Genomic DNA, 24,031 nt, shown 5'->3' with positions numbered 1-24,031 from the left:
GCCCGTCTTTTTGTCGCGACTTCGACAGTGGACCTTGCGCGACGACCCACCCGCACCGGAGGGTAAGGACTGGCGGTCGCGCGATCCCTGTCACGCAGCGCAACCTTGGGAGTTACATGCACGGTGAGCTCCAGCGAATCGTCGACGCCGTCGCCGCCCGGGTGGGGCGACCCGCCCTCATCGAGGACCGGCGACAGCGGGTGGTCGCCTACAGCGAGCACGACGGCCCGATGGACGACGTCCGCCGCACGTCGATCCTGCGCCGGCAGACGACGCCGGAGGTGATCGCCTGGTTCCGAGGCATGGGCGTGCTCACCGCCCACGCGCCGGTCCGCACCCCCGCGTGCGCCGAACTGGACCTGCTGGCAAGGGTCTGCGTGCCGATCCGACACGACGACCTGCTGCTCGGATTCGTCTGGTTCATCGACGCGGACGGTTCGATGACCGACGCCGACATCGCCACCGCGACCGGTCCCTTCACCGACCTGTCGCTGGCGCTGTACCGGGAGAACCTGCTCGGCGAGCTCGCCTCCCAGCGGGAGACCGAGGCCACCCGCACCCTACTGGTGGAGAGCCGGCAGGCACGCGAGCACGCGGCGCGGGCGCTGCTGGAGGAGGGCGTCGTGGTCGCCGACGGGTCGACCGTCGCGCTCGTCGCCCAACTCGTGCCGGCCAGCGGGCGGCAGCCCGACGAGGTGGCCCGGATCGCCCTGGAACAGGCCCTGGTCACCACCCGTCGGTGGATCGGAGTACGGGAGACACTGCACCTGGTCTGGCACGACCACGGGGTGCTGCTGGTCTGCGGCGACCGGATCGCCGGCCGACCCTCGCCGGAAGCCTCCGCCGGGCACCTCAACGAGGCGCTGCGCATCGCGACCCGCGGTCTGGCGTCGGTGGATCGGACGGTTACCGGGATCGGGCAGCCCCGCGCCGGGCTGTCCAGCGCGGTCGAGTCCTACCAGGAGGCCGCGCAGGCCGCCCGGGTCGGTACCCAACTGCCCGCGCTGGGCCAGGTCGTCTCCTGGGCGGGCCTGGGCATCTACCGGGTTCTGTCCCAACTGGACAGCCAGCACCTCGACGTCGCGGGCGTCCATCCCGGGCTGGAACGGCTGCTACGCGACGACGCCCACCAGGTGCTGCTGGAGACCCTGGAGGCCTACCTCGACCTGGCGGGCAACGCACACGCCACCGCCGAGAAGCTCCGGCTGCACCGGACGACCCTCTACTACCGGCTGCAACGGGTGGAGCAGCTCGCCGGGACCGACCTCAAGGACGGCAACGAGCGGCTGTGTCTGCACCTGGCCATGAAGCTCGGTCGGCTCAGCGGCGACTACCGCACGCCGTGACGACGCGCGGCTGGAACGCTCCTCGTCACACGAGGCGGGTCATCCAGCCGTACGGGTCGGCGGCACGGCCGTACTGGATGTCGAGCAGATGGCGGCGCAGCCGCATGGTCACCGAGTCCTCGGCGCCGGCCTTCGGGGCCGTCACCTCGCCGCCCTCCCAGACCAGGCGACCGACCGGGGTGACCACCGCGCCGGTGCCACACGCGAACACCTCGGTGATCGCGCCGGACGCCACGCCCTCCTGCCATTCCCGGATCTCCACCGGGCGTTCCTCGACCTCCAGACCCAGATCCTTGGCAAGGATGAGGATCGACCCCCGGGTGACACCTTCAAGGATCGTGCCGAGTTCCGGGGTGATGATCCGGCCGTCAGCCGTGATGAAGTAGACGTTCATGCCGCCGAGCTCCTCCACGTAGCGGCCCTCGGCGGCGTCCAGGAAACAGACCTGCTCACAGCCGTGCTCGGCGGCCTCGACCATCGGCGCCAGGCTGGAGGCGTAGTTGCCGCCGCACTTCGCCTCGCCAGTGCCGCCCCGCGCCGCCCGGGTGTACTCAGTGGAGAGCCAGATGGAGACCGGTTTGACACCACCGGAGAAGTACGCCCCGACCGGGCATGCGATCACCATGTAGGTGATCTCCTTCGCCGGGCGAACGCCCAGGAACGGCTCGGACGCGAACATGAACGGCCGCAGATAGACGCTGTGTTCATCCTCTTCGGGCACCCAGGCCTGATCGGCGCGGACCAGGCCCTCGACCGAGGCCATGAAGTCCGGCACCGGCAGTTCGGGCAGCGCCAGCCGCCGGGCGGACCGGGCGAAGCGCTCGCCGTTGGCTTCCGGCCGGAAGGACCAGATCGACCCGTCACGGTGCCGGTACGCCTTCATCCCCTCGAAGATCTCCTGGGCGTAGTGCAGCACGGCCGCCGCCGGGTGCATGAGGATCGGCCCGAAGGGGATGATCTCGGAGGCCTGCCAGCCGCCGTCCGGCTTCCACACGGCCCGTGCCATGTGGTCGGTGAAGTACGTGCCGAACCCCGGATTCGCCATGATCTCGGCTCGCCGCTCCGCGCTCGCCGGGCTCGGATTCTGGTGCAACGGGAACGACAGGCGCATGGCCGGGTCCTCTCAATGGCCGCATCCCTGGGCGCTCAGGTCAACCGAGGACGAACACGCAGGGGAGTTTGTCGGATGACAGGTGCAGAATACCGACAGTAGTGTCGCCGATCGTGGACAGACTGCGGCGACCCCGAGGGACGGTGCGGCCGGAAGCCGGGCTGACGAGCGGATCGCCGACGTGCCCGTGTCGACCGAGCTTGAGGTGATCGGTGGTCCGCTTCGAGTTTGAGCTTCGACCCCTGACCGAGGTGCCGCCTTGGGGAGGCGACCGCCCGAGCCTGCATTGGTTCGGGTTGACCAGCGGTTGGTACTGGATAAGGGTCCAGGACGGCGAGTTCCTGCGCTACACCGACGCGGCTGTCGGCGTCTGGAACCTTGAGCGGCCATACCCCGACTATTACGTCGCGCGGCTGTGGGAAGACCTGATCGTCCTGCGCTGGGCGCTGCAAGCGCCGGTACCGGAGGATTTGATCCCGTTTGTCGATGGGACGTTTCTGCCACGGGAGTTCCCCGACCGAGACGACTACGGCGACGACGTGGACGCCGCGTTCGACATTCAGAGCGACTACGCCCTCGACCTGGGTCACCTGAGGAACGCGCCAGACCTGAGGTGCTGGCGGCATGCCGTTGACGGCTCGGACGTGGTGACGCTGAGCCAGCAGATTCCGCCCTGGACGCGGGGTGCGTTCGAGGGTCCCGATCGGCTGGACGTCACCATGCCGGCCGCAGAGGTCCTCGCAGCGATTGACGACTTCGATCGGCGGCTCGTTGCGGCGATGGAGGTTCGAGTCGCTGGCCTGGAGCACAGCGGGCCGCCTTCAGACGTGGATCTGGATCTCCAGCAGCTGCGGGTGGAGCACACGCAGCGCAGCGACTGGCTCCAGCAGCGTCTGGCTTCACGTCGCGATGTCGATTGGACGAAGATACGTCTCGGTGCCGCTGAGCTTGCCTCGTGGCCACCGGCGTCCTAGCGCAGCGCGCAGTCGCTGATGCCCGGCAGGCTCATGTCGCGCCTCTGCCCGCACCTCGCCCACAGGCGGGGCGGTTATCCCTCAGCGGTGGGTCGGCTGTGCACCACCAACTCGTCGATCTCCAACCGACCGACGCGCAGCTCCCGCACGACCGCCCGGCGGATCGCCAGCCGCCCGATGGCCAGCGCCCCGACTGCCACAGCCCCGACGGCCACTGCCCCCACGGCGAGCGCGCCGAGCGAGGCCGCCCCCGCAGCCCGCGCGCCCGTCGCCGCCGCTCCCGTCGCCACCGCGCCGTTGGCGCGCGCCCCGGTCAACCGCATCAGGCGTACCTCTCGCTTCATCCCGCCATTGTCCGCGTACCGCCGGCCGCCCGCTCCCCGGATATCCCGTATGTCACCCCGCCCTCTTCTTCTCGCCCCTAACGCGGGCTCCGGTCTACCTGGGGGTCAGCTGCTGAGTCAGCCGATCCAGGCCGCCCTTGATCAGCTGGCCGTACTGGTCGTCGCCGAGCGCGCCGATGCCCGCCTGTGCACGGTGGAGGTATTCGCGGGCAAATCCGCGTGAACAGGTCACGGGCAGCCGCAGGCTGGCCCTGATGATGATGCAGTTGCACACCTTCGTTGATCCGGGCGAGCGTCACATCGAAGGTCAGCGGTTGCTGCTGTACAGCTTCATCTCGCGACGAGGGCATGGACATACGTGGTGGACCTCCGCTAACTGACGACGCGCTCCGTCATCCGGTGACAATTGCGCCGCTCACCCGCGCTCGCTGTCCACCGCCGGGTCCGCGGCGGTTCCCGGGAAGTGTTCCGCGAACGTGCGGTACACAGGTGTTCCCGGCAGGTTGTCGCGGATGGCGAACACCACGTGGTCGAAGCGATCGACCTCCCGCAGCGCGTCGGCGAAGGTCTCGGCGACCGTAGCGGGATCGTTGCGGAACACGCCGCATCCCCACGCGCCCAACACCAACGTCCGCTGTCCGTGCGCGGCCGCGACCTCCAGCACGCGGCGGGCACGCCGGGCCAGCACTGCGGGTACGTCCGTAACGTGTTCGGGCTGGTTGCGGAGGATCGCGCCCAGGTTCGGCGCCGCAGCGGTCAGGAACGACGTCGTGTACGGCTGGTCGAGCAGATTGCCCTTGTCGTCCCGGAACACCGGCACGTCCGGGGAGAAGATGACGCGGTCGCTGTACCGCAGGTCCCGCTGTTCACGGTGGAACGCATAGAACTCCGGGGCGGCAAGGAGACACGGGTACAGCGCCGAGGAGCGGGCGACGCTTTCCTCCTGCGCCTTCGCCCCGCCCAAGAATCCCCCACCCGGGTTCTTTGCCGAGGCGAACACCAGGCAGGCCGCTCCGGGCGCCAGTCGACGGGCTGCCTGCAACGTCGACTCGTTCGTCACCTCCACCCTGCCTTCGCCGGGCTCCGCGTTGTCCGCCCCGGGTTCCTCGTCTGGCAGGTGGAGATGCGTGCCGGCGACTGCGGCACGGACCATCTCGCCGATGCCGACCTCGTCACCGGCGCCATTGCGATAGCGACCCGAATCAGCGATGGCGACCGTCTGCCGGGCGATCTCGCGAAGACGACCGCTCATCGGACGTACTCGTCTGCGTTACGACCCTCGTGCTCCACGATGAGCACGCTAGGCAGTCCCGCCCCGACCGACAACCGGGTTGGTGCTCTCCGTCACCTGAGAAGATCGTTATGGCTGCGCAGTTCTCGGGCACGCTTGCGGCAGGCGTCGATGATGTCGGGGCGGAGCAGGTGACCGAAGCCGGCGCCGTCGAGGCGTTGGACCAGTGCATCCCGGTCGGTACCGAGTGTGGTGGCGGTGGCGTCGCGCAGAGCCCTTGCATGAGCATCCCGCGACGCGGGTCACGTGAGGGTACTTGTGTCCGAGCAGCGAAAAGCGAGATCATCACGCATGCTCGACCCCTCGCCTGAGGACGACCGGACTTCACCAACCGTTTCCACGCCGCACTTCGTGGGTCGTGACCGGGAGATGGCGGCGCTTCGGGGCGCCCTGGCCCGGCCACCGGCGATCGTGCTGGTCGAGGGCGAGGCGGGGATCGGGAAGAGCCGCCTGCTGCGGGAGTGGCTGGCCGCACCGGACCAGCGCACCGCCCTGGTGTCGGTGTGCCCACCGCTTCGCGAGTCGCTGACGTTGGGGCCGATCGTCGACGCGTTCCGTGGGATCGACCGCCCGGTGTCGCGATCGCGGCTCACCGAGCTCGCGGGTGCGTTACGGCCCCTGTTCCCGGAGTGGTCCTCGGACCTGCCACCCGCGTTGCCGCCCCTGGACGATGCGAAGGCGGCCCGGCATCGTCTGTTCCGCGCCCTGGACGAGCTGCTTCGGGCTCTGCGTGTCGACGTTCTCGTGCTCGAGGACGCTCACTGGGCCGACGAGGTGACCCTGGAGTTCCTGCTGTTCGTCACCTCCCGACAGCAGGCGCACGGGCCCAGCCTCGTGGTCTCCTATCGGCCGGAGGAGGTGGACGACGGGTCGCTGTTGCTGCGGCTGACGTCCCGGTTGCCTGCCGGCGTGACCCAGCTGAGGATCGCCCTGGCGCCCATGCGACCCGACGACACGGCAGCGCTGGTGTCCTCGATGCTGGACGGCAACGCGATCTCACAGGAGTTCACGACGTTCATGCACGAGCGGACCGGTGGCGTTCCGCTGGCCGTGGAGGAGTCGGTCCGCCTCATGTGCGACCGCGCCGACCTCGTCTTCCGCGACGGACAGTGGGTTCGACTGAAGCTGCGCGAGCTACAGGTGCCGCCGACGGTGCGCGACTCCACCCGGGAGCGGGTGGGCCGCCTGTCGCCGATCGCACAGCAGGTGTTGCGAGCCGCGGCGACGTTGGCTCAGCGGTCGTCGGTGGCCACGATCGCGATGACCGCCGGTCTGTCACCAGCTGCCTGCCGAGGCGCTGTCGCGGAGGCGGCCACCGCCGGTGTCCTGGACGGAGACGACCGCGACCGGTGGCGGTTCCGGCACGTGCTGGCGGCCACGGCCGTCTACGAGGCGATTCCGTTGACCGACCGCAGACACTTCCACCTGCTGGCCGGCCGGGCCCTGGAGCACAGCCATCCACCGCCGGTGGCACGTCTTGCCCGCCACTTCCGCGAGGCCGGCGATACGCAGTCCTGGGCGCGGTACGCCGAGCAGAGCGCCGAGCTGGCCATGGCTTCGGGTGACCACACCAAGGCGGTCGACCTGCTGGTCGATCTGATGTCGTGGGCAGTGCTGCCGCCGGTGGACCGGGCACGGGTCGCGCGCAGCGCCGGAGTTGCCGCCCTGGGCCGTCGGGAACAGGTCGACGAGGTCTACCACCGCGTGATCCGTACCCTGCGCTCGGTGCTGGAGACCCCCGGTCTCTCCGCCCGTCAGCAGGCCGAGATCCGCAACCCTCTCGGTCGGCTCCTGATCACCGGGGGTGAGGCGCAGGCAGCACTCAGCGAGTTGGAGCAGGCGGTGGCCAACCTCGACCATGACCCGGTCGAGGCGGCTCGGGCGATGACCTATCTCGGCTGGGCCTATGCGGGGCCGTGGCCGGCGTCGACCCATCGGCGTTGGCTGGATCGCGCCGCCGACCTCACCGCCGGATTCGATTCCCCCGCCGAGCGGCTCAATCTGGCCGGCAACCGGGCCGCGGCGTTGCTCATGCTCGGTGAGGAGGAGGCCTGGGACGTCGTCGCTGAGCTGCCCACCGACGGCGCGACCGCGGCGGAGCGTCTCGACGTGGCCCGCATCCACGCGAATATCGGGACCGGCGCACTGATCTGGGGCCGGTACGCCGACGCGGAGGAACACCTCGCCGTGGCGATGCGCCTCGCCGAGGCCGAGCAGGCGTCCCGGTTGCACCACAACGTCCGACTCGAACAGGCCAATCTGGCGTGGCTCACCGGTCGGTGGGAGGGCCTCGCGGAGCGGAGCGCGGCACTCGCCGATGCCGACCGAGACCGGCCGGCGCACTACCTCGGCAGCATTCGCCTGGCTGCCCGGCTGGCAGCCGCAGCCGGACGGCGGCGCGCCGCGGAGGAGCAGTTCCGGTTGGTCCTCGAGGAGTCTGCCCGTCTCGGCGCAGCCGACGACACGATGGAGGCCGCCGCTGCGCTGGCCAGGCTGTGGCTGACCGACGGCAACAGCGGTCGGGCGCTGCAGATCACGGACGAGCCGATGGACACCGTCCGGAGAAAGGGCATCTGGGTCTGGGCGACGGACCTCGTTCCGGCCCGGATCGAGGCGCACCTCGCCGCGGGCGACCTGAAGGCCGCGACACGCCTGGGCGACCAGTTCGGCAGAGGGCTGCGTGGCCGTACGGCGCCTGCGCCTCGCGCGGCGCTCACCGTGTGCCGTGCCCTGCTGCTCGCGGCCGTCGGAGACCACGCCCGCGCGGCGACGGCATTCGATCGGGCGGCGCGCGCCTGGAGCGCGTTGCCGCGCCCCTACGATGCTCTGCTCGCCCGTGAACGTCAGGCCGAGGCGCTCATCGCGCAAGGCCGGGTCGACCAGGGCCGAGAGCTGCTGGCCGCACAGTACGAGCAGCTGTTCAGGCTTGGCGCCCGCGGCGACGCGGACCGGGTCGCGCAGCGGCTGCGTGAACACGGCGCCGAGGTCCCGCGACTGTGGCGCGGCGGCCGACGCGGGTACGGCGACCAGCTCTCACCTCGCGAACTCGACGTGGTCCAACTGGTCGTCGCCGGAAAGACGAACCGGGAGATCAGCCGGATCCTGGCCAAGTCGCCGGCCACAGTGGATCAGCAGCTGCGTGCGGCGATGCGCAAGCTGAAGGTGAGCTCCCGGACCGCGCTCGCGGTCAAAGCAGTGGAGGCCGGAGTGTTCGCCGAAGAGGACTCCCTCGACGACGCGTCGTGAAAATTGACGTATCCGCTGGATAGCAACGGTCACCCTTCGCGCCGAGCATGACTCCATGATTCATAGCCATCGGGCAATGCATGCCTGAGCGACCTGTCTCGCGTGACGACTCCGTCATCGAGCACCAGCCACCTCTCGAGCTGTCCCGCGAGTCGCACGACAGCGCCCGCGACGCCTCCGACGCCCGCGACGCCGACGGTGCCGACGACCACAAGAACCACGACCCCTACCAACCCCTGTAGGTCGAAGGATTCTCATGAGACTCAAAGCCCTCGCGGCAACGCTTGCCGCAGCGGTCGGCCTGAGCCTGATCCAGGCACCACCGGCGTCCGCCGCTGAGCCGGATCCCGGCTCGGCCGCCAAGAAGATCGCGTCGCCCCTGAAGGACCGCTTCCGTACGTCTCCGGCTTCCGACTTCTGGATCACCTTCGAGACCAGAGCCGACCTCGGGCCAGCGAAGAAGCTCGCCGACTGGACGGCTCGTGGTCAGTTCGTCTACGACGCGCTGACCGCGGCGGCGAAGGACTCCCTGGCATCGGTCTCCAGCGACCTCGACCGGGCGGGCGTCAAGTACACCTCCTACCCGATCGCCAACGCCGTGCTCGTCAAGGGGGGCACCGAGAAGCTCGCCCTCGACGTGGCCACGAAGGTGCAGGTCGCCGAGATCCACGCGACGCCGCAGGTCGCGCTGGTCGAGCCCGTCGACGAGAAGGTTCCCACTGACCAGGCGGCCCGCCCCGCCGCCCCGAAGGCCACCGCCGAGGCAGGCACCGTCTCGTGGGGTCTGGACGCCATCCACGCCCCGCAGGCATGGGCCATGGGCGCCACCGGCGCGGGCATCACCGTTTCCAACCTCGACTCGGGCGTCCAGTTCGACCACCCGGCCCTGGCGCACCAGTACCGCGGCACGAAGCCCGACGGCACCGTCGACCACAACTACAACTGGATGGGCACCCGGGGCACCTGCACGGGCGCACCGTGCGACGACAACGGACACGGCACGCACACCATGGGCACCATGGTCGGCGACGACGGCACCAACCACGTCGGCGTCGCCCCGGACGCGCAGTGGATCGCGACGAACGGCTGCTGTGAGAGCACCGGCGTCGAGTCGCTGCTGCGATCCGGCTGGTGGCTGCTCGCCCCGACCGACGTCCAGGGGAACAACCCCGACCCGTCCAAGCGCCCCCACGTCATCAACAACTCGTGGGGCCAGAACGTCGAGCACAACTTCGACGACTTCTTCCAGGCCATCGACGAGGCCTGGAGTGCCGCGGGCATCTTCAGCGTCTGGTCGTCGGGCAACACCACGCCGTACGCGGCCTGCGACACCGTCTCCTCGCCCGGCTCCGCCGAGAGCGCCTACTCCGTCGGCGCGTACCGGCCGGACGGCACGCTCGCGTTGTTCTCCCGCAAGGGCGAGGGTGAAGGTGGCCGGATCAAGCCCGAGATCTCCGCTCCGGGCGACGGCGTCCGTTCGTCCTACCCGGGCGGCAGCTACGTCGAGATGTCCGGCACCTCGATGGCGGCACCCCACGTCGCCGGCGCGGTCGCGGCGCTGTGGAGCTACGACCCGACCCTCATCGGGCAGGTCGAGGAAACCCGCCGCCTGCTCGGCGAGTCGGCCGTCGACGTCGACGACACCGAGTGCGGCGGCACCGCCGAGGTCAACAACAAGTACGGCGAGGGCCGGCTCGACCTCGTCCGCCTGCTCGAGCTGGCACCCCGCAAGGGAGGCACCCTCACCGGTGTCGTCACCGCCGACGGCGCCCCGGTCCCCGCTGCCGAGGTGACAATCAGCGGGCCGTTCAGCCGGTCGATCGGAACCGACAAGGACGGCCGGTTCACCACGAACCTCCCGGTCGGTGACTACCAGCTCAGCACCAAGGTCTTCGGCTACCTGACCTCGAGCGCCAACGTCACGATCACCCTCGGCCAGGACACCGCCGTCAAGCTGCCGCTCACGGCCGCCGTGAAGCACGACATCAGCGGCAGGGTCGTCGACGACAAGAAGCGCCCCGTCCCGAACGCCGACGTCTCCGTCAAGGACACGCCGCTGAAGCCGGTACGCACGGATGCCAACGGCGCGTTCACGATCACCGCTGTCCCCGAGGGCGGGTACACGCTGGGCGTCAAGCCCAACGCCTGCTTCTCCCCCACCACAGTGCCGCTGACCGTCGGCGCGCAGAACGAGTCGCGCGAGTACCACGTCGGGCTCGTCGTCGACGAGGGCGGCTACAGCTGCGCCGTCTCCGACGGCGAGTACCTGCGCGGCACCGACCCGGTCGCGTTCAGCAGTGGCGTGTGGGCGACGGTGAAGCTGCCGTTCCCGATCGCGCTCTACAACGGCAGCCACGACACCCTTGGCATCGGCCTGCGCGGCGTGATCGCCCCGGACGGCGCCACCGGACCCGGCTATGGCGGTGCCGGTATCTTCCCCTTCTACGTCGAGACCCCCGTCGAGTTCGCTCCCGACGGCGGCGTCTTCACGGCGGCCACCAAGGTCAACGGTGAGGACGCGTTCGTCATCGAGTACCGCAAGGCCAAGCTCTGGGCCTATCCGGACCGGACGGAATACACGGAGCCGGTCAACTTCTCGGCCACGCTCACCCGCTCGGGCACGATGATCTTCGGGTACGGCGACGGCGTCGGGACCGACGACCCGGTGACCGCCGGCGCGCACGCCGTGACCGGCATCCAGGGCTGGGCCGGCGTCGACGGCATCCGGTTCTCCGACAAGGCCCCGGTGCTGCGCGACGGGATGATCGTCACCTACGACATGCCTGACTTCGGGTACCTGGACGCGACAGTCGTCGACCAGAACGACGGGCTACCGGTGGCCGGGGCCAAGGTCTCCTTCACCAACAAGTCCGGGCTCGTCGAGGCCGTCACGACCAACGGAACGGGCATCGTGCATCGCCAGCTTCCGGTCGGCGACTACACGATGACTGTCGACGCCCCGAACTACACGACCGCGGCGTACCCGTTCTCCCTCGACAAGCTCTACGCGAAAGCCAAGATCGACGCGCGCCTGACCACGGGCGCCGCCGGCCTGAAGGCTGACGGCCTCGACGCGCTGCTGGGTACCGACCAGAACGGCGTGGGCTCGCTGACGCTGACCAACAACGGTTCCGCCCCACTCACGTACGACCTGGGCGAGGCCGCCCGCCACCCCGAACTCGACGCCGCCGACGCCACCACGCGCACCGGCACGGGTGCGGCCAGCACGATCGACCTCGCCGCGTGGAAGGCCGGTGCGAGCGGCATGAAGCCGTCGAGCGTCGACGGCAAGGCCGCGACGGCACCCGCCGCGGAGGCACAGGCGGCTGGCAAGGTCGGTCCGACCTCCGGCGGTGACGTCATCACCCGGATCGCCATCCCGGGCAAGATCGAGGACAAGGAGCCGTCCGGCGTCGGGTACGACGGCGACGTCTGGGTCCATGACTACAACGCCCGGACGAACACCGCCTGGACGGTGGCGGGCAAGCCGACCGGGAAGGTCTTCGACGCGTCGTGGAACCCGGCGTACCGGGCGTTCGACATGGCGCTCGACACCAAGACCGGTGACATGTGCCAGATGGAGGACAGCCCGGCCAGCTACATCCACTGCTTCGACAGGCAGACCGGGAAGGAGACGCGGCAGATCAAGGGTGACTGGTCGACTCTGCAACTGACCGGCCTCGCCTACAACCCGACCGAAGACGTGTTCTACGTCGGCGGCCGGCGGAACGGCATGATCGGCACCGTCGCCGGGACGTCGCACGACAACCCGGGTGCGCTGCTGTCCTTCTGCGCCCCGCCGCTGCCCGAGGTGATGGGCCTGGCCTACAACCAGGCGTCCGACACCATCTGGTACACCGACCTCACCTCCAACCGGCCCACCCGCCTGCTGCAGGTCGACCCCGACGACTGCTCGCTGGTGAACGCGTGGTGGTTCCCCGGCCAGAAGGCCGGCCAGGGCGGCGGCCTCGAAACCGACTCGACCGGTGCGCTGTGGGCGGCGGACCAGATCGCCGACGACGTCGTGCTTGTCGACGTCGAGGACGACCTGCTCACCGACCTGCCGTGGCTGTCGCTCTCCTCGACCGGCGGCACCCTCGCCCCTGGTCAGTCGACGACAGTCAAGGTTTCGATCTCCTCGAAGGACGCCAAGCCAGGGGTCCTCGGCGCGAACATCGTGGTGAGGTCCGACTCCGGACGCCAGTCCAAGACCTACGTCCCGGTGACGCTCACGACCACGAAGTACCAGGTAGGCGTCAACGCCGGCGGCGCAAAGTTCACCGACGGTTCCGGCTACACCTGGCTCGCCGACCAGGCCGCCGGTAAGAAGGCGTGGGGCTACGAGGGGAAGACCAGGGTCACCGCCACGAAGGCCGGAATCGAAGGCACGACTGACGACGCCCTGTTCCAGTCGCAGCGCACCACGCCGGACAAGCAGTTGTTCTACCGCTTCCCGGACGCGCCCAAGGGCACCTACGCGATCGATTTCGGCTTCGCCGAGATCGAGAAGGTGGCCAAGGGCAAGCGGGTGTTCGACGTCCTCGTGGACGGCACGCTGACCGACTACGCGTACGACCCGGCCGCGGCCGTGGGGCCGAACGTCGCCGACTGGCGCACCGCCGTCGTGAAGCACGAGGGCGGTCCGCTGTCCGTGGAGCTACGGGGCTCGAAGGGCCTGAAGGCCCCGACCATCGCCGCGTTGCGGGTGACGCTCGACCCGCGCGCGGACGAGGCGGAGCCGGAGCCTCAGCCCGAGGAGCCGGAGCCGGGCCCGGTGCCGGTGGCCCCCGCCGGTCGCTCGTACTCCATGAAGGTGACCGACGGGCTCTACCGCCAGGGCACGCAGGAGTCCGGGTGGCACGGCGACGACCTCTGCGGCCCTCTGTGGTTCGACTCCAGCTTCCTGGCTCCGTTCTACGACACGGCCTGGGACGGGGTGTGCGTGACGACGAACGGCACGCTGACCTTCGACCGCGCCAGCACGCTGGGCAACAACACGGCACTGCCGTCGTCGTACCCGATCGACGCGATCTATCCGCTCTGGGACGACCTCATCGTCGACGACGAGGCGGGCATCTACTTCGGCACGACCGAGGTGGACGGGCTGGCGGCGCAGGTCATCGAGTGGCGCAACATCGCCTTCTACAGCGACCGGACCGCTCGCGTGAACTTCTCGGTCACCCTGATCGCGGACGGACGGATCCAGATCGGGTACGGCGACGGCGTCGGCGGCGACAACCCCCTCACCAAGGGCTCGTCGGCGACGGTCGGCGTGGAGAGCCTGAACCGCAACCCCGCGAGTCAGTACTCCTTCAACCAGCCCGTCCTGAAGGCCGGCATGGGCCTGGAGTACACCCTCCCGGCCGCCGGCACGATCGAGGGCACTGTCACCGACAAGAACGACGGCAAGCCGATCGAAGGCGCGATCATCACGCTCAAGGGGCCGGCCGGTGAACGGGTCATCACCGCCGACGCCAAGGGCCGCTGGAAGGCTCAGGCACTGGTCGGCGAGACCACCGTGCAGGTCGAGTCGCCGAACTACGTAACCGCCAGCCAGCCGGTGACCATCGCCAAGAAGGACCAGGCCGAGGTGGTCGACGCGGCGTTGACCACGGGCGTCGCCACCGTCACCGGAGGGGACTTCGACTGGCTCCTCGACAAGGGCCAGACGGCGACGGCCGACGTGACAGTGACCAACAGCGGCTCCGCTCCGCTGGAGGTGCGGGTCAGCGAGCAGAAGCGCGCCAGCGACGGTGGGCACGAAGCCGCCGACCTTTCCTGGCTGACCCTCACGGGCCCGGCCGCAACCGGCACGGTCACACTCGCGGCCGGCGAGTCCACCACTGTCAGGGCGACGGCGAACAACGCCGGCGTCGAGCCGGGCGTGCTCGTCGGGGACGTGCTGGTGGCGTCGAACGCCGGCAAGGGCGAGACCCAGCTCAAGCCGGTCCGCCTGGCGACCTCGGCCTACTGGAAGGGCGTCGACGTGGGCGGGTCCGGGTACGTCGATGCCGACGGCTTCTTCTGGGCGCCCGACCAGGCGCTCGGCTCGCGGCAGTGGGGCTACGTCGGCGGCAAGGCGCATGCCACCAAGGCCGACATCGCCGGCACCGAGGACGACGCGCTGTTCCGCACCCAGCGGAGCGGCCAGACGTTCAGCTACGTGTTCAAGAACGCCCCCGCCGGGACGTACCGGATCGGCCTCGACTTCGCCGAGATCGAGAAGGTCAAGGCCGGTAAGCGTGCCTTCGATGTCCTGGCCGACGGCAAGGTCGTGCTCTACGACCACGACGTGCAGGCGAAGGTGGGCGCGCTGACCGCGGACCTGAACGCGGTCACCGTCGAGCACGCCGGTGGCGATCTGAAGATCGAGCTTCGCCGCGACAAGGGCGAGAGCGACCCGATCCTCAACGCCCTGAAGGTCCAGCAGGACCCGCGCCTCTGAGCTGGAGAACCAGTTTCACCAGCAGTGGTCAGAGCCTCCTCGGCAAGTTCGCCGGGGAGGCTCTGACCACGACTACCCACGGTTGGTTGCCGACAGTCGCCACATCAGCGTACTCTGGACGATATGGTCCAGTTAACTTACGCCGGAGTGCGGCCATGCGGCCACAACTCAGGGCGGGGCGCATGGCAGTGATCACCCGCGGTTTCGGTGGCCGCAGACGCGACGACGCCGATCTCCCACCCGGCCAGTACCGCACGGACGACTTCCCGGTACTGTCGGCGGGACCGACACCGCGCATCGACCTCGACGAGTGGGAGCTCGCCGTCGTCACCGAGACCGGTGAGCGAAGCACGTGGTCGTGGGCGGAGTTCACCGCCCTTCCTGCCGACGAGCCGACCGTGGACATCCATTGCGTCACACGCTGGTCGAAGTTCGGCACGAGCTGGCGAGGCGTCTCCGTGGACACGTTGCTGGCCGACGTCGAGACCACTGCCGAGTACGTGGTCGCCCACTCCTACGGCGGCTACACCACGAACATCCCGCTCGAGGGCCTTCTCGACGGCCAGGCCTGGGTGGCGTACGAGTTTGACGGCGAGCCGCTGGCTCCTGTGCACGGCGGGCCAGCTCGCCTCCTCGTTCCTCACCTGTACTTCTGGAAGAGCGCGAAATGGCTGCGCGCTCTGGAACTGCGTCTCGACGACGAGCCCGGGTTCTGGGAGACGGCCGGCTACCACAACGACGGTGACCCATGGCGCGAGCAGCGATACCTGGAGGACTGACCTGGCAGCCGGCGACCGTCGCCGCCACGCGCGCGGAGACTGCGACGGCGCGGACCCTGGTCCTCGACGTCGACGGCTGGACAGGTCACGTACCGGGCCAGCACGTCGACGTCCGGTTGTCGGCTCCCGACGGCTACATGGCGCACCGCAGCTACTCGATCTCGTCCGCCCCGGGGCCCGGCCGGCTCGAGGTGACCGTCCAGGCGGTGATTGACGGCGAGGTCTCGCCGCACCTCGTCGAGGTTGCGGAGCCGGGTGACCACCTCGAGATCCGTGGACCGCTCGGCGGCTGGTTCGTGCGCCGACCCGCCGACCCGCGCCCGGCGTTGCTGATCGGCGGCGGATCCGGCGTGGCGCCCCTGATGTCGATGGTGCGTGCGGCGACGACTCCCACCAGGCTGCTCTACTCGACCCGGTCCCCGTCGGATGCACTGTTCACGGCGGATCTTGCGACTGCACAAGCCACAGGCGATACTCCCGTCGCCGTCACCCACGTCTATACCAGGGTTGTGCCGTCCGGCTGGCCGGCCCCACCTCGACGACTGGACGCGGACATCCTTGCCCGCGTCGCCTGGCCCCGCGATGCCGACGTTGTCGCGTTCGTCTGCGGGCCCACCGGATTCGTCGAAACCGTGGCCGACCTTCTCGTCGACATCGGCTACAACCCCTCGAACATCCGCACCGAACGTTTCGGACCCACTGGAGGATGACCGTGCCGACCACCGACGTCGGAGCAGACGATCGACCCTGGGTGGACGGTAACGCCCTCGCCGGACCGCTCGGTGAGATCATCGGGGCTGACCTCACCGTTGCCGAGCTCACCTGCGCCGGCTGCCGGATGACCCGTCCGCTGGCAGCGATGCGCGTGTTCGACCGAGCGCCGGGCCTCGTCGCCCGATGTCCCGGCTGCGAGAACGTCGTCATGCGCCTGGTGCGCACGGCCGATCGGGCCCTGGTCGACCTGCGTGGGTCGCTCGTCGTCAGCATCCCGCTGCCGATCACCTGAACATCGAGGAATCCGCACAATCGCGGCGGAGTGATCTGAGGAGAAATTGGTGAACAACACCGGAGACATGATCACGTTGACCAGCGCCGAGCAGGACTCGGGTGGCTCGAACCTGTCGGTAGCCACCCCGCCCGGCGCGGAAGACTTCGTCATCACCAACAACGGCGCGAGCGGCATCTACGAGGCTGCGATCGGGGGCCGGACAGCCGCAGGGCTGGTCTACAGCAAGGTCGGAAGCCGCGTCATCCTGTCGGCGACATCCGTGTTCCCCGAGTTCCGGGGGAAGGGAGTAGCGAGCAGGCTCATCGCCGGCGTCCTCGACGAGCTGCGCATGCAGGGGAAGACCGCTACCGTGACGTGTCCGTTCGCGGCGGCATTCGTCAGCGCTCATCTGGAGTATGCCGACGTGCTGGACCCGGCATCCCCTCGGTCGCACCCCACCGAGCGGGGGCATTGAACACGCGTCGTCGCGCTCGGCTTCCCCGGCGGCTGCGGGCTGCGAACGCGTGGGCACGTCCGCAGCTCCGCCGGCGAGATCGCGGTGTTACGTTCCGAGGGCCAGTTGCCGCCGACCATGCCGTCGGCGGTGATCCCCGAGGACAGCGGAACCGGTAGCCGCCCCCGAATCCTTACGAGCGAGCGCGGATGATCGTCTTTCCGGTGATCCGCTCGGTCGGGTTGAGAGCGGCGACGGCGTCGTCGAGGCCCGCGACGTTGCCGATGTTCGTCCGCAGTCGCCCGTCTCGTACCCGTTGGACGATTTCAACCAGTTGGCCGCGATCAGACGTCACGACGAAATCGATCGTCAGGGCGTCCACGGGCCGCACCTCGGGCGGCCCGACGACGGACACGAGCGTTCCTCCGGCTCGAATCAGGCCTGTCGACCGTTTCCCGATGTCGCCGCCGATGACGTCAAAAACCAGATCAACTCCACCGACGTCTTCGAGGACGTCGTTCTCGAGGTCGACGAACTCCTGCGCGCCGAAGTCGAACGCCTTCTGCCGGTCGGCAGCGCGTCCGGTACCGATGACGTAGGCGCCGAACTCACGTGCGAGCTGCGTCACCATCGAACCGACTGCGCCGGCCGCGCCGTGCACGAGGACGCTCTGCCCCGCCCGAAGGCGGCCGTGCTCGAACAGTCCCTGCCACGCGGTCAGACCAGAGATCGGCAGGCTCGCGCCCACCGTGAAGTCGACGTCGCCGGGCAGCGGTGCGAGGTTGCGCGCCTCGACGGCCACATACTCCGCCAGGGTGCCGTCGCGGGTCCAGTCCGTGAGGCCGAAGACCCGCTGTCCCACCGACAGTCCCGTCGTGCCATAGCCGAGTGCGCTTACCACTCCGGCCAGCTCGTGCCCGGGTATCGACGGAGTCCGGTCACGGCCGAGGCGATCTGTCCAGGTCGAGGGCCATGCCATCTCGGTCGGGACGAACCCCGACGCATAAACCTGGACAACGACGTCGTTGATGGCCGGTTCCGGCTCAGGCCGCTCCACCAGCGTCATCCCGGCCGTTCCCGCAGCCTCGTCCGTCACCACGATCGCCTTCATCAGATACCTCCTTGCATCCGGTCCTCGCCGCACTGCCACGAGGAGCACAACTCCGTTCCCAGCATTGGCGGCGCCAAGCCTCGGCGCCGTGCCACACCACGCTGACCGGCAGCGGCTGCGGCGCGAGGTTGTCGCCGAGTGGCGGGGACGTCTGCCGAACTCAAAGCCGGCGGGCAGGTCGGGCAGCGCATCGCTACCGGAGGCATCCCGTCGGAGATCCCGAACCTAGTTGCGGCGAAACTGGTCTGTCAAGTCCACTATTGAGTCAGGCAGTCACGGCTGAGGTCAGGATAAATCCCAGCTCAGCATCAGCGAAAGGTGATCTTCCGTCCCTGCCGCAGATTTCGCCCTGGACTCTGCGGTCCATTCAAGACAGCGGCTGCGGGAATATGGCCAACCCGGGGATTGTCTGTACTTACGTGTCCAGGTGCACCCCGCCTGGCTCCGCAGCTGTGCGTCGCAAGGCCATGAAGGGAGAGCTGTGCACCAGCACACCCAGTACCGCAAGAACCCGGAGGCCGTTTCGCGGCTCAACCCGGAGCAGTACCGCGTGACCCAGCAGGACGGCACCGAGCGACCGTTCGCCAACGCCTACTGGGACAACCATGAGCCCGGCATCTACGTCGACGTCGTGTCCGGCGAGCCGCTGTTCGCATCTGTCGACAAGTACGACAGCAACTCCGGCTGGCCGAGCTTCACCCAGCCGATCGCCAGGACGAACGTCGTCGAGCGCGAAGACTCCAGCCACGGAATGATCCGGACCGAGGCCCGCTCGTTGCACGGGAACAGCCACCTCGGCCACGTCTTCAACGACGGTCCCTCCGAGAAGGGCGGACTGCGCTACTGCATCAACTCGGCGTCGCTGCGGTTCATCCACCTCGACGACCTGGCAAACGCAGGGTACGGCGAATACCGCGCCCTGTTCACGAGCGACACCAACACCAGCACGACGACAGGCAAGGAGACGATGTGAACACCGAAAAGGCGATTCTGGCCGGCGGCTGCTACTGGGGCATGGAGGAGTTGTTCCGCCGCCAGCCCGGCGTCGTGTCCACGCGCGTCGGGTACAGCGGCGGCGACGTCCCGAACGCCACCTACCGCAACCACGGCACCCACGCGGAGTCCATCGAGGTCGTCTACGACACCAACCAGACCGACTTCCGTTCGCTGCTCGAGTTCTTCTTCCAGATCCACGACCCGTCGACGAAGAACCGCCAGGGTAACGACATCGGCATGAGCTACCGCTCGGCGATTTTCTACACCAACGACGAGCAGAAGCGGGTCGCCGAGGACACGATCGCCGATGTCGACGCCTCGGGCTTGTGGCCTGGCACGGTCGTCACCGAGGTCACCGCGGCAGGCGACTTCTGGGAAGCCGAGCCTGAGCACCAGAACTACCTGCAGACCTACCCCGACGGATACACCTGCCACTTCCCCCGCCCGGGGTGGAAGCTTCCGAAGCGGCCGACGGCCTGACACCTCCGGCGCGCGGACCCGGGTCCGCGCGCCGGTCCGGGCCGAAGTGATCGGCCCGGACGAGGAGTCCGCCAGATCGGTTCGGGCTCTAGCCGGAGTGCCGCTCACGAGGCATCGCCCAACAACAGCAGGAACCTGTTTCCAGCAGGACCAAATAGTCCATTAAGACTCCCCCGAAAGATGGTCTGATGAGCTGTAGCACGCTCATCGAGCGGACACGACACCTATGGACTCCAAGGTCCCATTCTCCCTGGATTATCTGGTGCGCTGGATACACTTGACAGATGAGCGACGAGCAGGTGGCTGCGCCGACAAATAGGCGGAGGATCAGTCAGCGGGGCATCGCGACCCGCGAACGAATCCTCGAGGCCGCGAACCGGCTGATGCTCGTACGCGGAGTGAACGCGACGACCCTTGACGACATCCGCGAGGCAAGCCAGACGAGCAAGTCTCAGCTCTACCACCACTTCGCCGACAAGCAGGAACTTGTGCGCGCCTTGGTCAAGTATCGAGGCGCGCTTGTGCTTCAGCGTGAGCGTGCAGGGCTCGAACGACTGAGATCATTCTCAGGGCTGGTCCGATGGCGTAACGCGCTGGTCCAGGCCAACTCGCTGAACAACGGCAAATACGGGTGCGGCCTCGGGTCGATGGCTCTTGAGCTGTCCGACCAAGATGAGCAGGCTCGATCGTCGCTGTCGGAGACGTTCGCGGCATGGGAAAAGCTGATCAGTGACGGTCTGCACCGGATGCGGGACAGCGGTCTACTGCGCCAGGACGCCGACCCGGAGAAGTTGGCCACGGGGTTGATGGCCGCATTGCAGGGCGGCTACCTGCTGGCGAACGCCGCGCACGACGTCGCACCGATGGGAGTCGCGCTGGACATGGCACTGGAACACATCAAATCGTTCCTCGTGCAGCCGTCCGGTGAGCCGACCCCTTAACTGGGGCACCCCGACCTCCGTAACCACCACCAGCGGGATCGATCCCGGCGGCGACCCTGGATCCCATCCGGCAGGCCCTCCGCCAACGCAGGATCAACAGACCTTCTGGTCCATTATCGGGCCTGGTGTTGATCGAGCCATCCGGGGCAATGCTGACCCCTCGCCGCTGTCAGTGCAGCTTGATACACCACGCCGTCCAGATTCGCCCAGCACCCAACCCTTGGAGCGAACGGACGATTGGACTAACTAGTCCGCTGAGGCTAACCTCCGAAGGCACCCGGCCATGAGGTGATACGCCTGGCCACGGCCCCCTGCTCAGACTGCGGCTCCGGCTGCTGCTGGCTGCGTATCCCTGGACCCTCACCACTGGATCTACAGGAAGGCACGGCTGATGGAAACCACTCATGATCATGTCGTCGCATCGGCCCGAGTTGTCCTTCCGGCCACCGAGCGTCGGCGCACGGACATGACTACCCGCGGCTTCACGTTCGTCGCCGATGAACCACACAACGGCGCACTCGGAGACGGCCCGACGCCGACGGAGTACCTGTTGATGGCGCTCGCGTCGTGCACTGCTCAGACGCTGCGGCAGTATGTCGACTACAAGTACGACACCGCCGGCGATATCACCGTCGAAATCGACTACCACGAACCCGAGCAGGAAGGCGCAGAGCGCTACCTGCAGCGCACGATCACGCTCAGCGAGGAGCCCGACCCCGACGACCTGAAGGTGATGCACGACATTGCCGAGAGGTCCCCGGTGACCCTGCTGATTCAGTTCGCGTGGAGCGTGCGGACCGCGTTCGTCGGGCCGCGCTGAGAACAGGCCGTCTGCTGCTCGGCGCTCTCTCGGCAGCCGACGGCCGCCAGGGCGGCGCGATCAGTACTGAACCGGACGCCTGGTGCTGCTGAGTGGTGACCAGCAGCGCCGGGTCGGGGGGTCGCGTGCGCCACGTGGTCTAGCTATCCGTGCTGGCGCGGCCGGCACGTCGGAAGGTGACGTGTGACCGAAACCAAGACCGGCCGAACGATCCGGAAGCGGAACCTGGCGTCACCGCTGCGAGCATTCTTGCGAATCGAGTCCGGCAGCGCCGGCGTGCTCGTGGCCGCCATCGTCGCCGCACTGTTCTGGGCCAACATCGACGTCGGCTCCTACGAAGCCGTATGGCGCACCCAGTTGTCCCTTCGCCTCGGGCACCTCGAACTCTCCCGCGACCTGCAAACCTGGATCAACAGTGGCTTGATGACGCTGTTCTTCCTTGTCGTCGGCCTTGAGGCGCGGCGCGAGTTCGACCTCGGTGACCTCCGCGACCGGCGACGTTTCGTGCTGCCCAGCGTGGCCGGCCTGATTGGCATGCTGATCCCGGTACTGATCTTCCTGGGGATCAACCACGGCGGGCCGGGCGCGCATGGTTGGGGCGTGGCTATGTCGACCGACACGGCCCTCGCGCTGGGTCTGCTGGCCCTGCTCGGCCGAGGTGTGCCCGACCGGGTCCGGATCTTCCTGCTCACCGTGTTCGTGGTCGACGATTTGGTCGCACTCATCGTCATCGCCCTGGTCTACAGCGAGGACATCAGGGTCCTGCCCATCGTGGTGGCCGGGGCGGCATTCGCGGTCATGTTGGCCATCGGCGCAGGCGGCGTCCGACGAGGCTGGGCGTACGTGCCGGTCGCCGTCGTGATGTGGGGCGCGCTGCTGGTCAGCGGAGTCGACCCTGTGGTGACCGGCTTGGCCATCGGATTGACCGCGTTTGCCTACTCTCCCGGCCGATCTGACCTCGAAAAAGTCACCGGGCTGTTCCGGTCATTCCGTGAGCAGCCGACGCCCACGCTCGCGCGTACGGCTTCGATCGGCCTGGCGAACACCCTATCGCCCAACGACCGCCTTCAGCGCATCTACCACCCATGGTCCAGCTACGTCATCGTGCCGCTGTTCGGCCTGGCCAACGCCGGGATCAGCATCGACGGTCCGTTCCTGGCCCAGGCGTTCGCGTCGCCTGTCACCTGGGGCGTGCTGCTCGGGTATGTCGTCGGCAAGCCGCTCGCCGTGATCGGCACCTCGGCCGGGCTCACCTGGCTCTCCCACGGGCGTATCCGTCCGGCCGTGGGCTGGGCGGGTGTGCTCGGCAGCGGCACGATCGCCGGTGTCAGCTTCACGGTGTCACTGCTGGTCGCCAGCCTGGCCTTCACCGGCGACCAACTGGCCGAGGCCAAAGTCGGGGTGCTCAGCGCCGCGATCGTATCCTCAGCACTGACGTGGATCGCGTTCCGCGCCACCAACACGTTGCCTCAGGACAAGCGCATCCGGGCGCTCTTCGGCCACATGACGGAGCTGATCGACCTCACCCCGGCGGTCGACGAGAAGCAGGACCACGTCCGCGGCCCAGCCGATGCGTCGGTAACGCTGGTGCAGTACGGCGACTTCCAGTGCCCGTACTGCGGGAAGGCCGAACCAGTCATCCGGCAGCTGCTGGGCGACGCCGACCTGCGCTTCGTGTGGCGTCACCTGCCTCTGTCAGACGTGCATCCGCACGCCCGACTCGCGGCCGAGGCCACCGAAGCAGCCGCCGCTCAGGGCCAATTCTGGCAGATGCATGACCTGTTGCTCGACCACCAGGGCGAACTGGACGTCACCGCTCTGATCAAGTACGCCGACGACCTCGGTCTGGATCAGAAACGGTTCCACGACGATCTGACCAGCCATGCCCACGCCGCCCGCATCGACAGTGACATCGAGTCCGCCGACAACAGCGGAGTGTCCGGCACCCCGACGTTCTTCATCAACGGCCGCCGCCACTACGGCGCCTACGACATCACGGCCTTGACCGCGGCCATTCGTATGGCCCGGGCCCGGGCCCGCGCCCGCCTCGGCCGCGACGCGCCATCGATTCGTAGTTAGACGCGTTCTGTTGACACGACGGCACGTCCGTCGGCCGGCAGATCTTGCCACGCGGACTCTTGCCCGACGCGAAGCTCCTGATTCATCGCGCTCGCGGGCCGGTCAGCAGGGCGGCCGCGCGCAGCGACTCGACAGCTGTCACGAGAGCGGCACCGAGAAGCACTGTGTCTTTGAGCAGGAATTGTCCCAGCTGAGAAAGGCTCAATATCCCCTGCCCTTTCTGCCGGGCCTCAGGCGTCGTGGCCAGGAAACTGAGCGTGGTAACGAACATCCCCATCGCACCGAAGCTACCGACCGCCGAGGCTCTGGGTGCAAAGGGCTTGGCGACAATCAGAGAACCCAGAGTAATCTCCGTGACCCCGATGAGTCGGTTGAGTTTTTCTGCGCCCAGCCTCGCGCGGAGCCGCGAGAACAGCGGACTCGCAGTGACCAGGGGCTCGTCGTTCTCCACCTCGTACGGCTTGAACTTGAGCGCACCGATCCACAAGATGTTCGTCGCCAACGCGCAGCGCAGGACTGAGAAACCCACGGAGGCGAGGCCATCGGCGTACGAGTGTCGTGTGCCCATCGCTCGCTCCTATTCGCTGCGTCGACGCTCGGCCTGCTGGGGATCATTACCCGCTAGG

The 24,031-nt window shown here is 68.3% G+C and carries 20 protein-coding genes; 14 read left to right on the top strand and 6 right to left on the bottom strand.

Annotated elements, in window-relative coordinates; all coding sequences use genetic code 11:
• Positions 1 to 116 precede the first annotated feature (116 nt).
• Entirely contained in the window at positions 117 to 1,346 is a 1,230-nt protein-coding gene (locus tag OH804_RS06485) for a PucR family transcriptional regulator (RefSeq protein WP_406063501.1), read from the top strand.
• A 25-nt stretch (positions 1,347 to 1,371) separates the two neighbouring features.
• Here OH804_RS06485 and OH804_RS06480 read toward each other — a convergent pair whose 3' ends face one another.
• Positions 1,372 to 2,457, bottom strand: coding sequence for a branched-chain amino acid aminotransferase (locus OH804_RS06480; protein ID WP_406063499.1), 1,086 nt, complete (start codon positions 2,455 to 2,457; stop codon positions 1,372 to 1,374).
• A 212-nt stretch (positions 2,458 to 2,669) separates the two neighbouring features.
• On the opposite strand from OH804_RS06480, the gene OH804_RS06475 reads away from it, so the two are divergent.
• Complete coding sequence (locus OH804_RS06475) at positions 2,670 to 3,431, top strand: DUF5984 family protein (RefSeq protein ID WP_406063497.1); 762 nt, start codon at positions 2,670 to 2,672, stop codon at positions 3,429 to 3,431.
• 74 nt (positions 3,432 to 3,505) lie between these two features.
• Here the strand turns inward: OH804_RS06475 and OH804_RS06470 are convergent, their stop codons facing one another.
• The 3 genes from OH804_RS06470 to OH804_RS06460 form a co-directional block, all read right to left on the bottom strand.
• A complete protein-coding gene (locus tag OH804_RS06470) occupies positions 3,506 to 3,775 on the bottom strand; it encodes a hypothetical protein (protein ID WP_406063495.1) in 270 nt (89 codons plus the stop codon).
• A 94-nt stretch (positions 3,776 to 3,869) separates the two neighbouring features.
• Positions 3,870 to 4,049 (bottom strand): hypothetical protein, encoded by a 180-nt coding sequence (locus tag OH804_RS06465; RefSeq protein WP_406063494.1) that lies wholly within the window; start codon positions 4,047 to 4,049, stop codon positions 3,870 to 3,872.
• Between the two features lie 141 nt (positions 4,050 to 4,190).
• On the bottom strand, positions 4,191 to 5,027 hold the full coding sequence (locus OH804_RS06460) for a TIGR02452 family protein (RefSeq protein WP_406063492.1): 837 nt from the start codon (positions 5,025 to 5,027) through the stop codon (positions 4,191 to 4,193).
• A 390-nt stretch (positions 5,028 to 5,417) separates the two neighbouring features.
• Between OH804_RS06460 and OH804_RS06455 the strand changes: the two genes are divergently transcribed.
• The 7 genes from OH804_RS06455 to OH804_RS06425 all read left to right on the top strand — a co-directional run bounded on the left by OH804_RS06455 (position 5,418) and on the right by OH804_RS06425 (position 16,999).
• Positions 5,418 to 8,312: an ATP-binding protein gene (locus tag OH804_RS06455; protein ID WP_406063490.1), complete on the top strand. Its 2,895-nt coding sequence runs from the start codon at positions 5,418 to 5,420 to the stop codon at positions 8,310 to 8,312.
• An 80-nt stretch (positions 8,313 to 8,392) separates the two neighbouring features.
• Positions 8,393 to 8,554: a hypothetical protein gene (locus OH804_RS06450; protein ID WP_406063488.1), complete on the top strand. Its 162-nt coding sequence runs from the start codon at positions 8,393 to 8,395 to the stop codon at positions 8,552 to 8,554.
• 14 nt (positions 8,555 to 8,568) lie between these two features.
• Positions 8,569 to 14,757, top strand: a complete 6,189-nt coding sequence (locus tag OH804_RS06445; RefSeq protein ID WP_406063486.1) for a S8 family serine peptidase — start codon at positions 8,569 to 8,571, stop codon at positions 14,755 to 14,757.
• 182 nt (positions 14,758 to 14,939) lie between these two features.
• On the top strand, positions 14,940 to 15,536 hold the full coding sequence (locus OH804_RS06440; RefSeq protein WP_196923994.1) for a sulfite oxidase-like oxidoreductase: 597 nt from the start codon (positions 14,940 to 14,942) through the stop codon (positions 15,534 to 15,536).
• Positions 15,506 to 16,246, top strand: a complete 741-nt coding sequence (locus tag OH804_RS06435) for an FAD-binding oxidoreductase (RefSeq protein WP_406063484.1) — start codon at positions 15,506 to 15,508, stop codon at positions 16,244 to 16,246. The genes OH804_RS06440 and OH804_RS06435 overlap by 31 nt, the downstream gene beginning before the upstream one ends.
• The gene (locus OH804_RS06430; RefSeq protein WP_196923996.1) at positions 16,243 to 16,542 is read left to right on the top strand and encodes a DUF6510 family protein; all 300 of its coding nucleotides are present in this window, start codon (positions 16,243 to 16,245) and stop codon (positions 16,540 to 16,542) included. The genes OH804_RS06435 and OH804_RS06430 overlap by 4 nt, the downstream gene beginning before the upstream one ends.
• Positions 16,543 to 16,591: 49 nt before the next feature.
• Positions 16,592 to 16,999, top strand: coding sequence for a GNAT family N-acetyltransferase (locus tag OH804_RS06425; RefSeq protein WP_196923997.1), 408 nt, complete (start codon positions 16,592 to 16,594; stop codon positions 16,997 to 16,999).
• Positions 17,000 to 17,171: 172 nt separating this feature from the next.
• Here the strand turns inward: OH804_RS06425 and OH804_RS06420 are convergent, their stop codons facing one another.
• Positions 17,172 to 18,089, bottom strand: coding sequence for an NADP-dependent oxidoreductase (locus OH804_RS06420; protein WP_406063482.1), 918 nt, complete (start codon positions 18,087 to 18,089; stop codon positions 17,172 to 17,174).
• Between the two features lie 481 nt (positions 18,090 to 18,570).
• Here OH804_RS06420 and msrB point away from each other — a divergent pair, with 481 nt between their 5' ends.
• The 5 genes from msrB (at position 18,571) to OH804_RS06395 (ending at position 23,405) form a co-directional block, all read left to right on the top strand.
• Positions 18,571 to 19,062 (top strand): peptide-methionine (R)-S-oxide reductase MsrB, encoded by a 492-nt coding sequence (gene msrB / locus OH804_RS06415; protein ID WP_196923999.1) that lies wholly within the window; start codon positions 18,571 to 18,573, stop codon positions 19,060 to 19,062.
• 41 nt (positions 19,063 to 19,103) lie between these two features.
• A complete protein-coding gene (gene msrA / locus OH804_RS06410; RefSeq protein ID WP_406066457.1) occupies positions 19,104 to 19,565 on the top strand; it encodes a peptide-methionine (S)-S-oxide reductase MsrA in 462 nt (153 codons plus the stop codon).
• A 284-nt stretch (positions 19,566 to 19,849) separates the two neighbouring features.
• Positions 19,850 to 20,506, top strand: a complete 657-nt coding sequence (locus tag OH804_RS06405; RefSeq protein ID WP_196924001.1) for a TetR/AcrR family transcriptional regulator — start codon at positions 19,850 to 19,852, stop codon at positions 20,504 to 20,506.
• Between the two features lie 391 nt (positions 20,507 to 20,897).
• Positions 20,898 to 21,326 carry an OsmC family protein gene (locus OH804_RS06400; RefSeq protein ID WP_196924002.1) on the top strand — a complete coding sequence of 143 codons (429 nt, stop codon included), beginning with the start codon at positions 20,898 to 20,900 and terminating at the stop codon, positions 21,324 to 21,326.
• 183 nt (positions 21,327 to 21,509) lie between these two features.
• Positions 21,510 to 23,405: a Na+/H+ antiporter NhaA gene (locus OH804_RS06395; RefSeq protein WP_406063479.1), complete on the top strand. Its 1,896-nt coding sequence runs from the start codon at positions 21,510 to 21,512 to the stop codon at positions 23,403 to 23,405.
• A gap of 82 nt (positions 23,406 to 23,487) precedes the next feature.
• On the opposite strand, the gene OH804_RS06390 is transcribed toward OH804_RS06395, so the two are convergent.
• Positions 23,488 to 23,973 carry a YkgB family protein gene (locus tag OH804_RS06390; protein ID WP_406063477.1) on the bottom strand — a complete coding sequence of 162 codons (486 nt, stop codon included), beginning with the start codon at positions 23,971 to 23,973 and terminating at the stop codon, positions 23,488 to 23,490.
• Between the last annotated feature and the right edge of the window lie 58 nt (positions 23,974 to 24,031).

Source organism: Micromonospora sp. NBC_00860 (genome assembly GCF_045207375.1).
GTDB lineage: Bacteria > Actinomycetota > Actinomycetes > Mycobacteriales > Micromonosporaceae > Micromonospora > Micromonospora vinacea.
Note: the sequence above shows the minus strand (reverse complement) of the source record. Positions and strands in the feature narration are given on the sequence as shown.

Excerpts from the sequence above, each read along its gene's own strand:
- OH804_RS06485 (WP_406063501.1), top strand. The coding sequence starts at position 117 with ATGCACGGTGAGCTCCAGCGAATCGTCGACGCCGTCGCCGCCCGGGTG.
- OH804_RS06480 (WP_406063499.1), bottom strand. The coding sequence starts at position 2,457 with ATGCGCCTGTCGTTCCCGTTGCACCAGAATCCGAGCCCGGCGAGCGCG.
- OH804_RS06470 (WP_406063495.1), bottom strand. The coding sequence starts at position 3,775 with ATGAAGCGAGAGGTACGCCTGATGCGGTTGACCGGGGCGCGCGCCAAC.
- OH804_RS06460 (WP_406063492.1), bottom strand. The coding sequence starts at position 5,027 with ATGAGCGGTCGTCTTCGCGAGATCGCCCGGCAGACGGTCGCCATCGCT.
- OH804_RS06450 (WP_406063488.1), top strand. The coding sequence starts at position 8,393 with ATGCCTGAGCGACCTGTCTCGCGTGACGACTCCGTCATCGAGCACCAG.
- OH804_RS06445 (WP_406063486.1), top strand. The coding sequence starts at position 8,569 with ATGAGACTCAAAGCCCTCGCGGCAACGCTTGCCGCAGCGGTCGGCCTG.
- OH804_RS06440 (WP_196923994.1), top strand. The coding sequence starts at position 14,940 with ATGGCAGTGATCACCCGCGGTTTCGGTGGCCGCAGACGCGACGACGCC.
- OH804_RS06435 (WP_406063484.1), top strand. The coding sequence starts at position 15,506 with ATGGCGCGAGCAGCGATACCTGGAGGACTGACCTGGCAGCCGGCGACC.
- OH804_RS06430 (WP_196923996.1), top strand. The coding sequence starts at position 16,243 with ATGACCGTGCCGACCACCGACGTCGGAGCAGACGATCGACCCTGGGTG.
- OH804_RS06420 (WP_406063482.1), bottom strand. The coding sequence starts at position 18,089 with ATGAAGGCGATCGTGGTGACGGACGAGGCTGCGGGAACGGCCGGGATG.
- msrA (WP_406066457.1), top strand. The coding sequence starts at position 19,104 with ATGGAGGAGTTGTTCCGCCGCCAGCCCGGCGTCGTGTCCACGCGCGTC.
- OH804_RS06405 (WP_196924001.1), top strand. The coding sequence starts at position 19,850 with ATGAGCGACGAGCAGGTGGCTGCGCCGACAAATAGGCGGAGGATCAGT.
- OH804_RS06400 (WP_196924002.1), top strand. The coding sequence starts at position 20,898 with ATGGAAACCACTCATGATCATGTCGTCGCATCGGCCCGAGTTGTCCTT.
- OH804_RS06390 (WP_406063477.1), bottom strand. The coding sequence starts at position 23,973 with ATGGGCACACGACACTCGTACGCCGATGGCCTCGCCTCCGTGGGTTTC.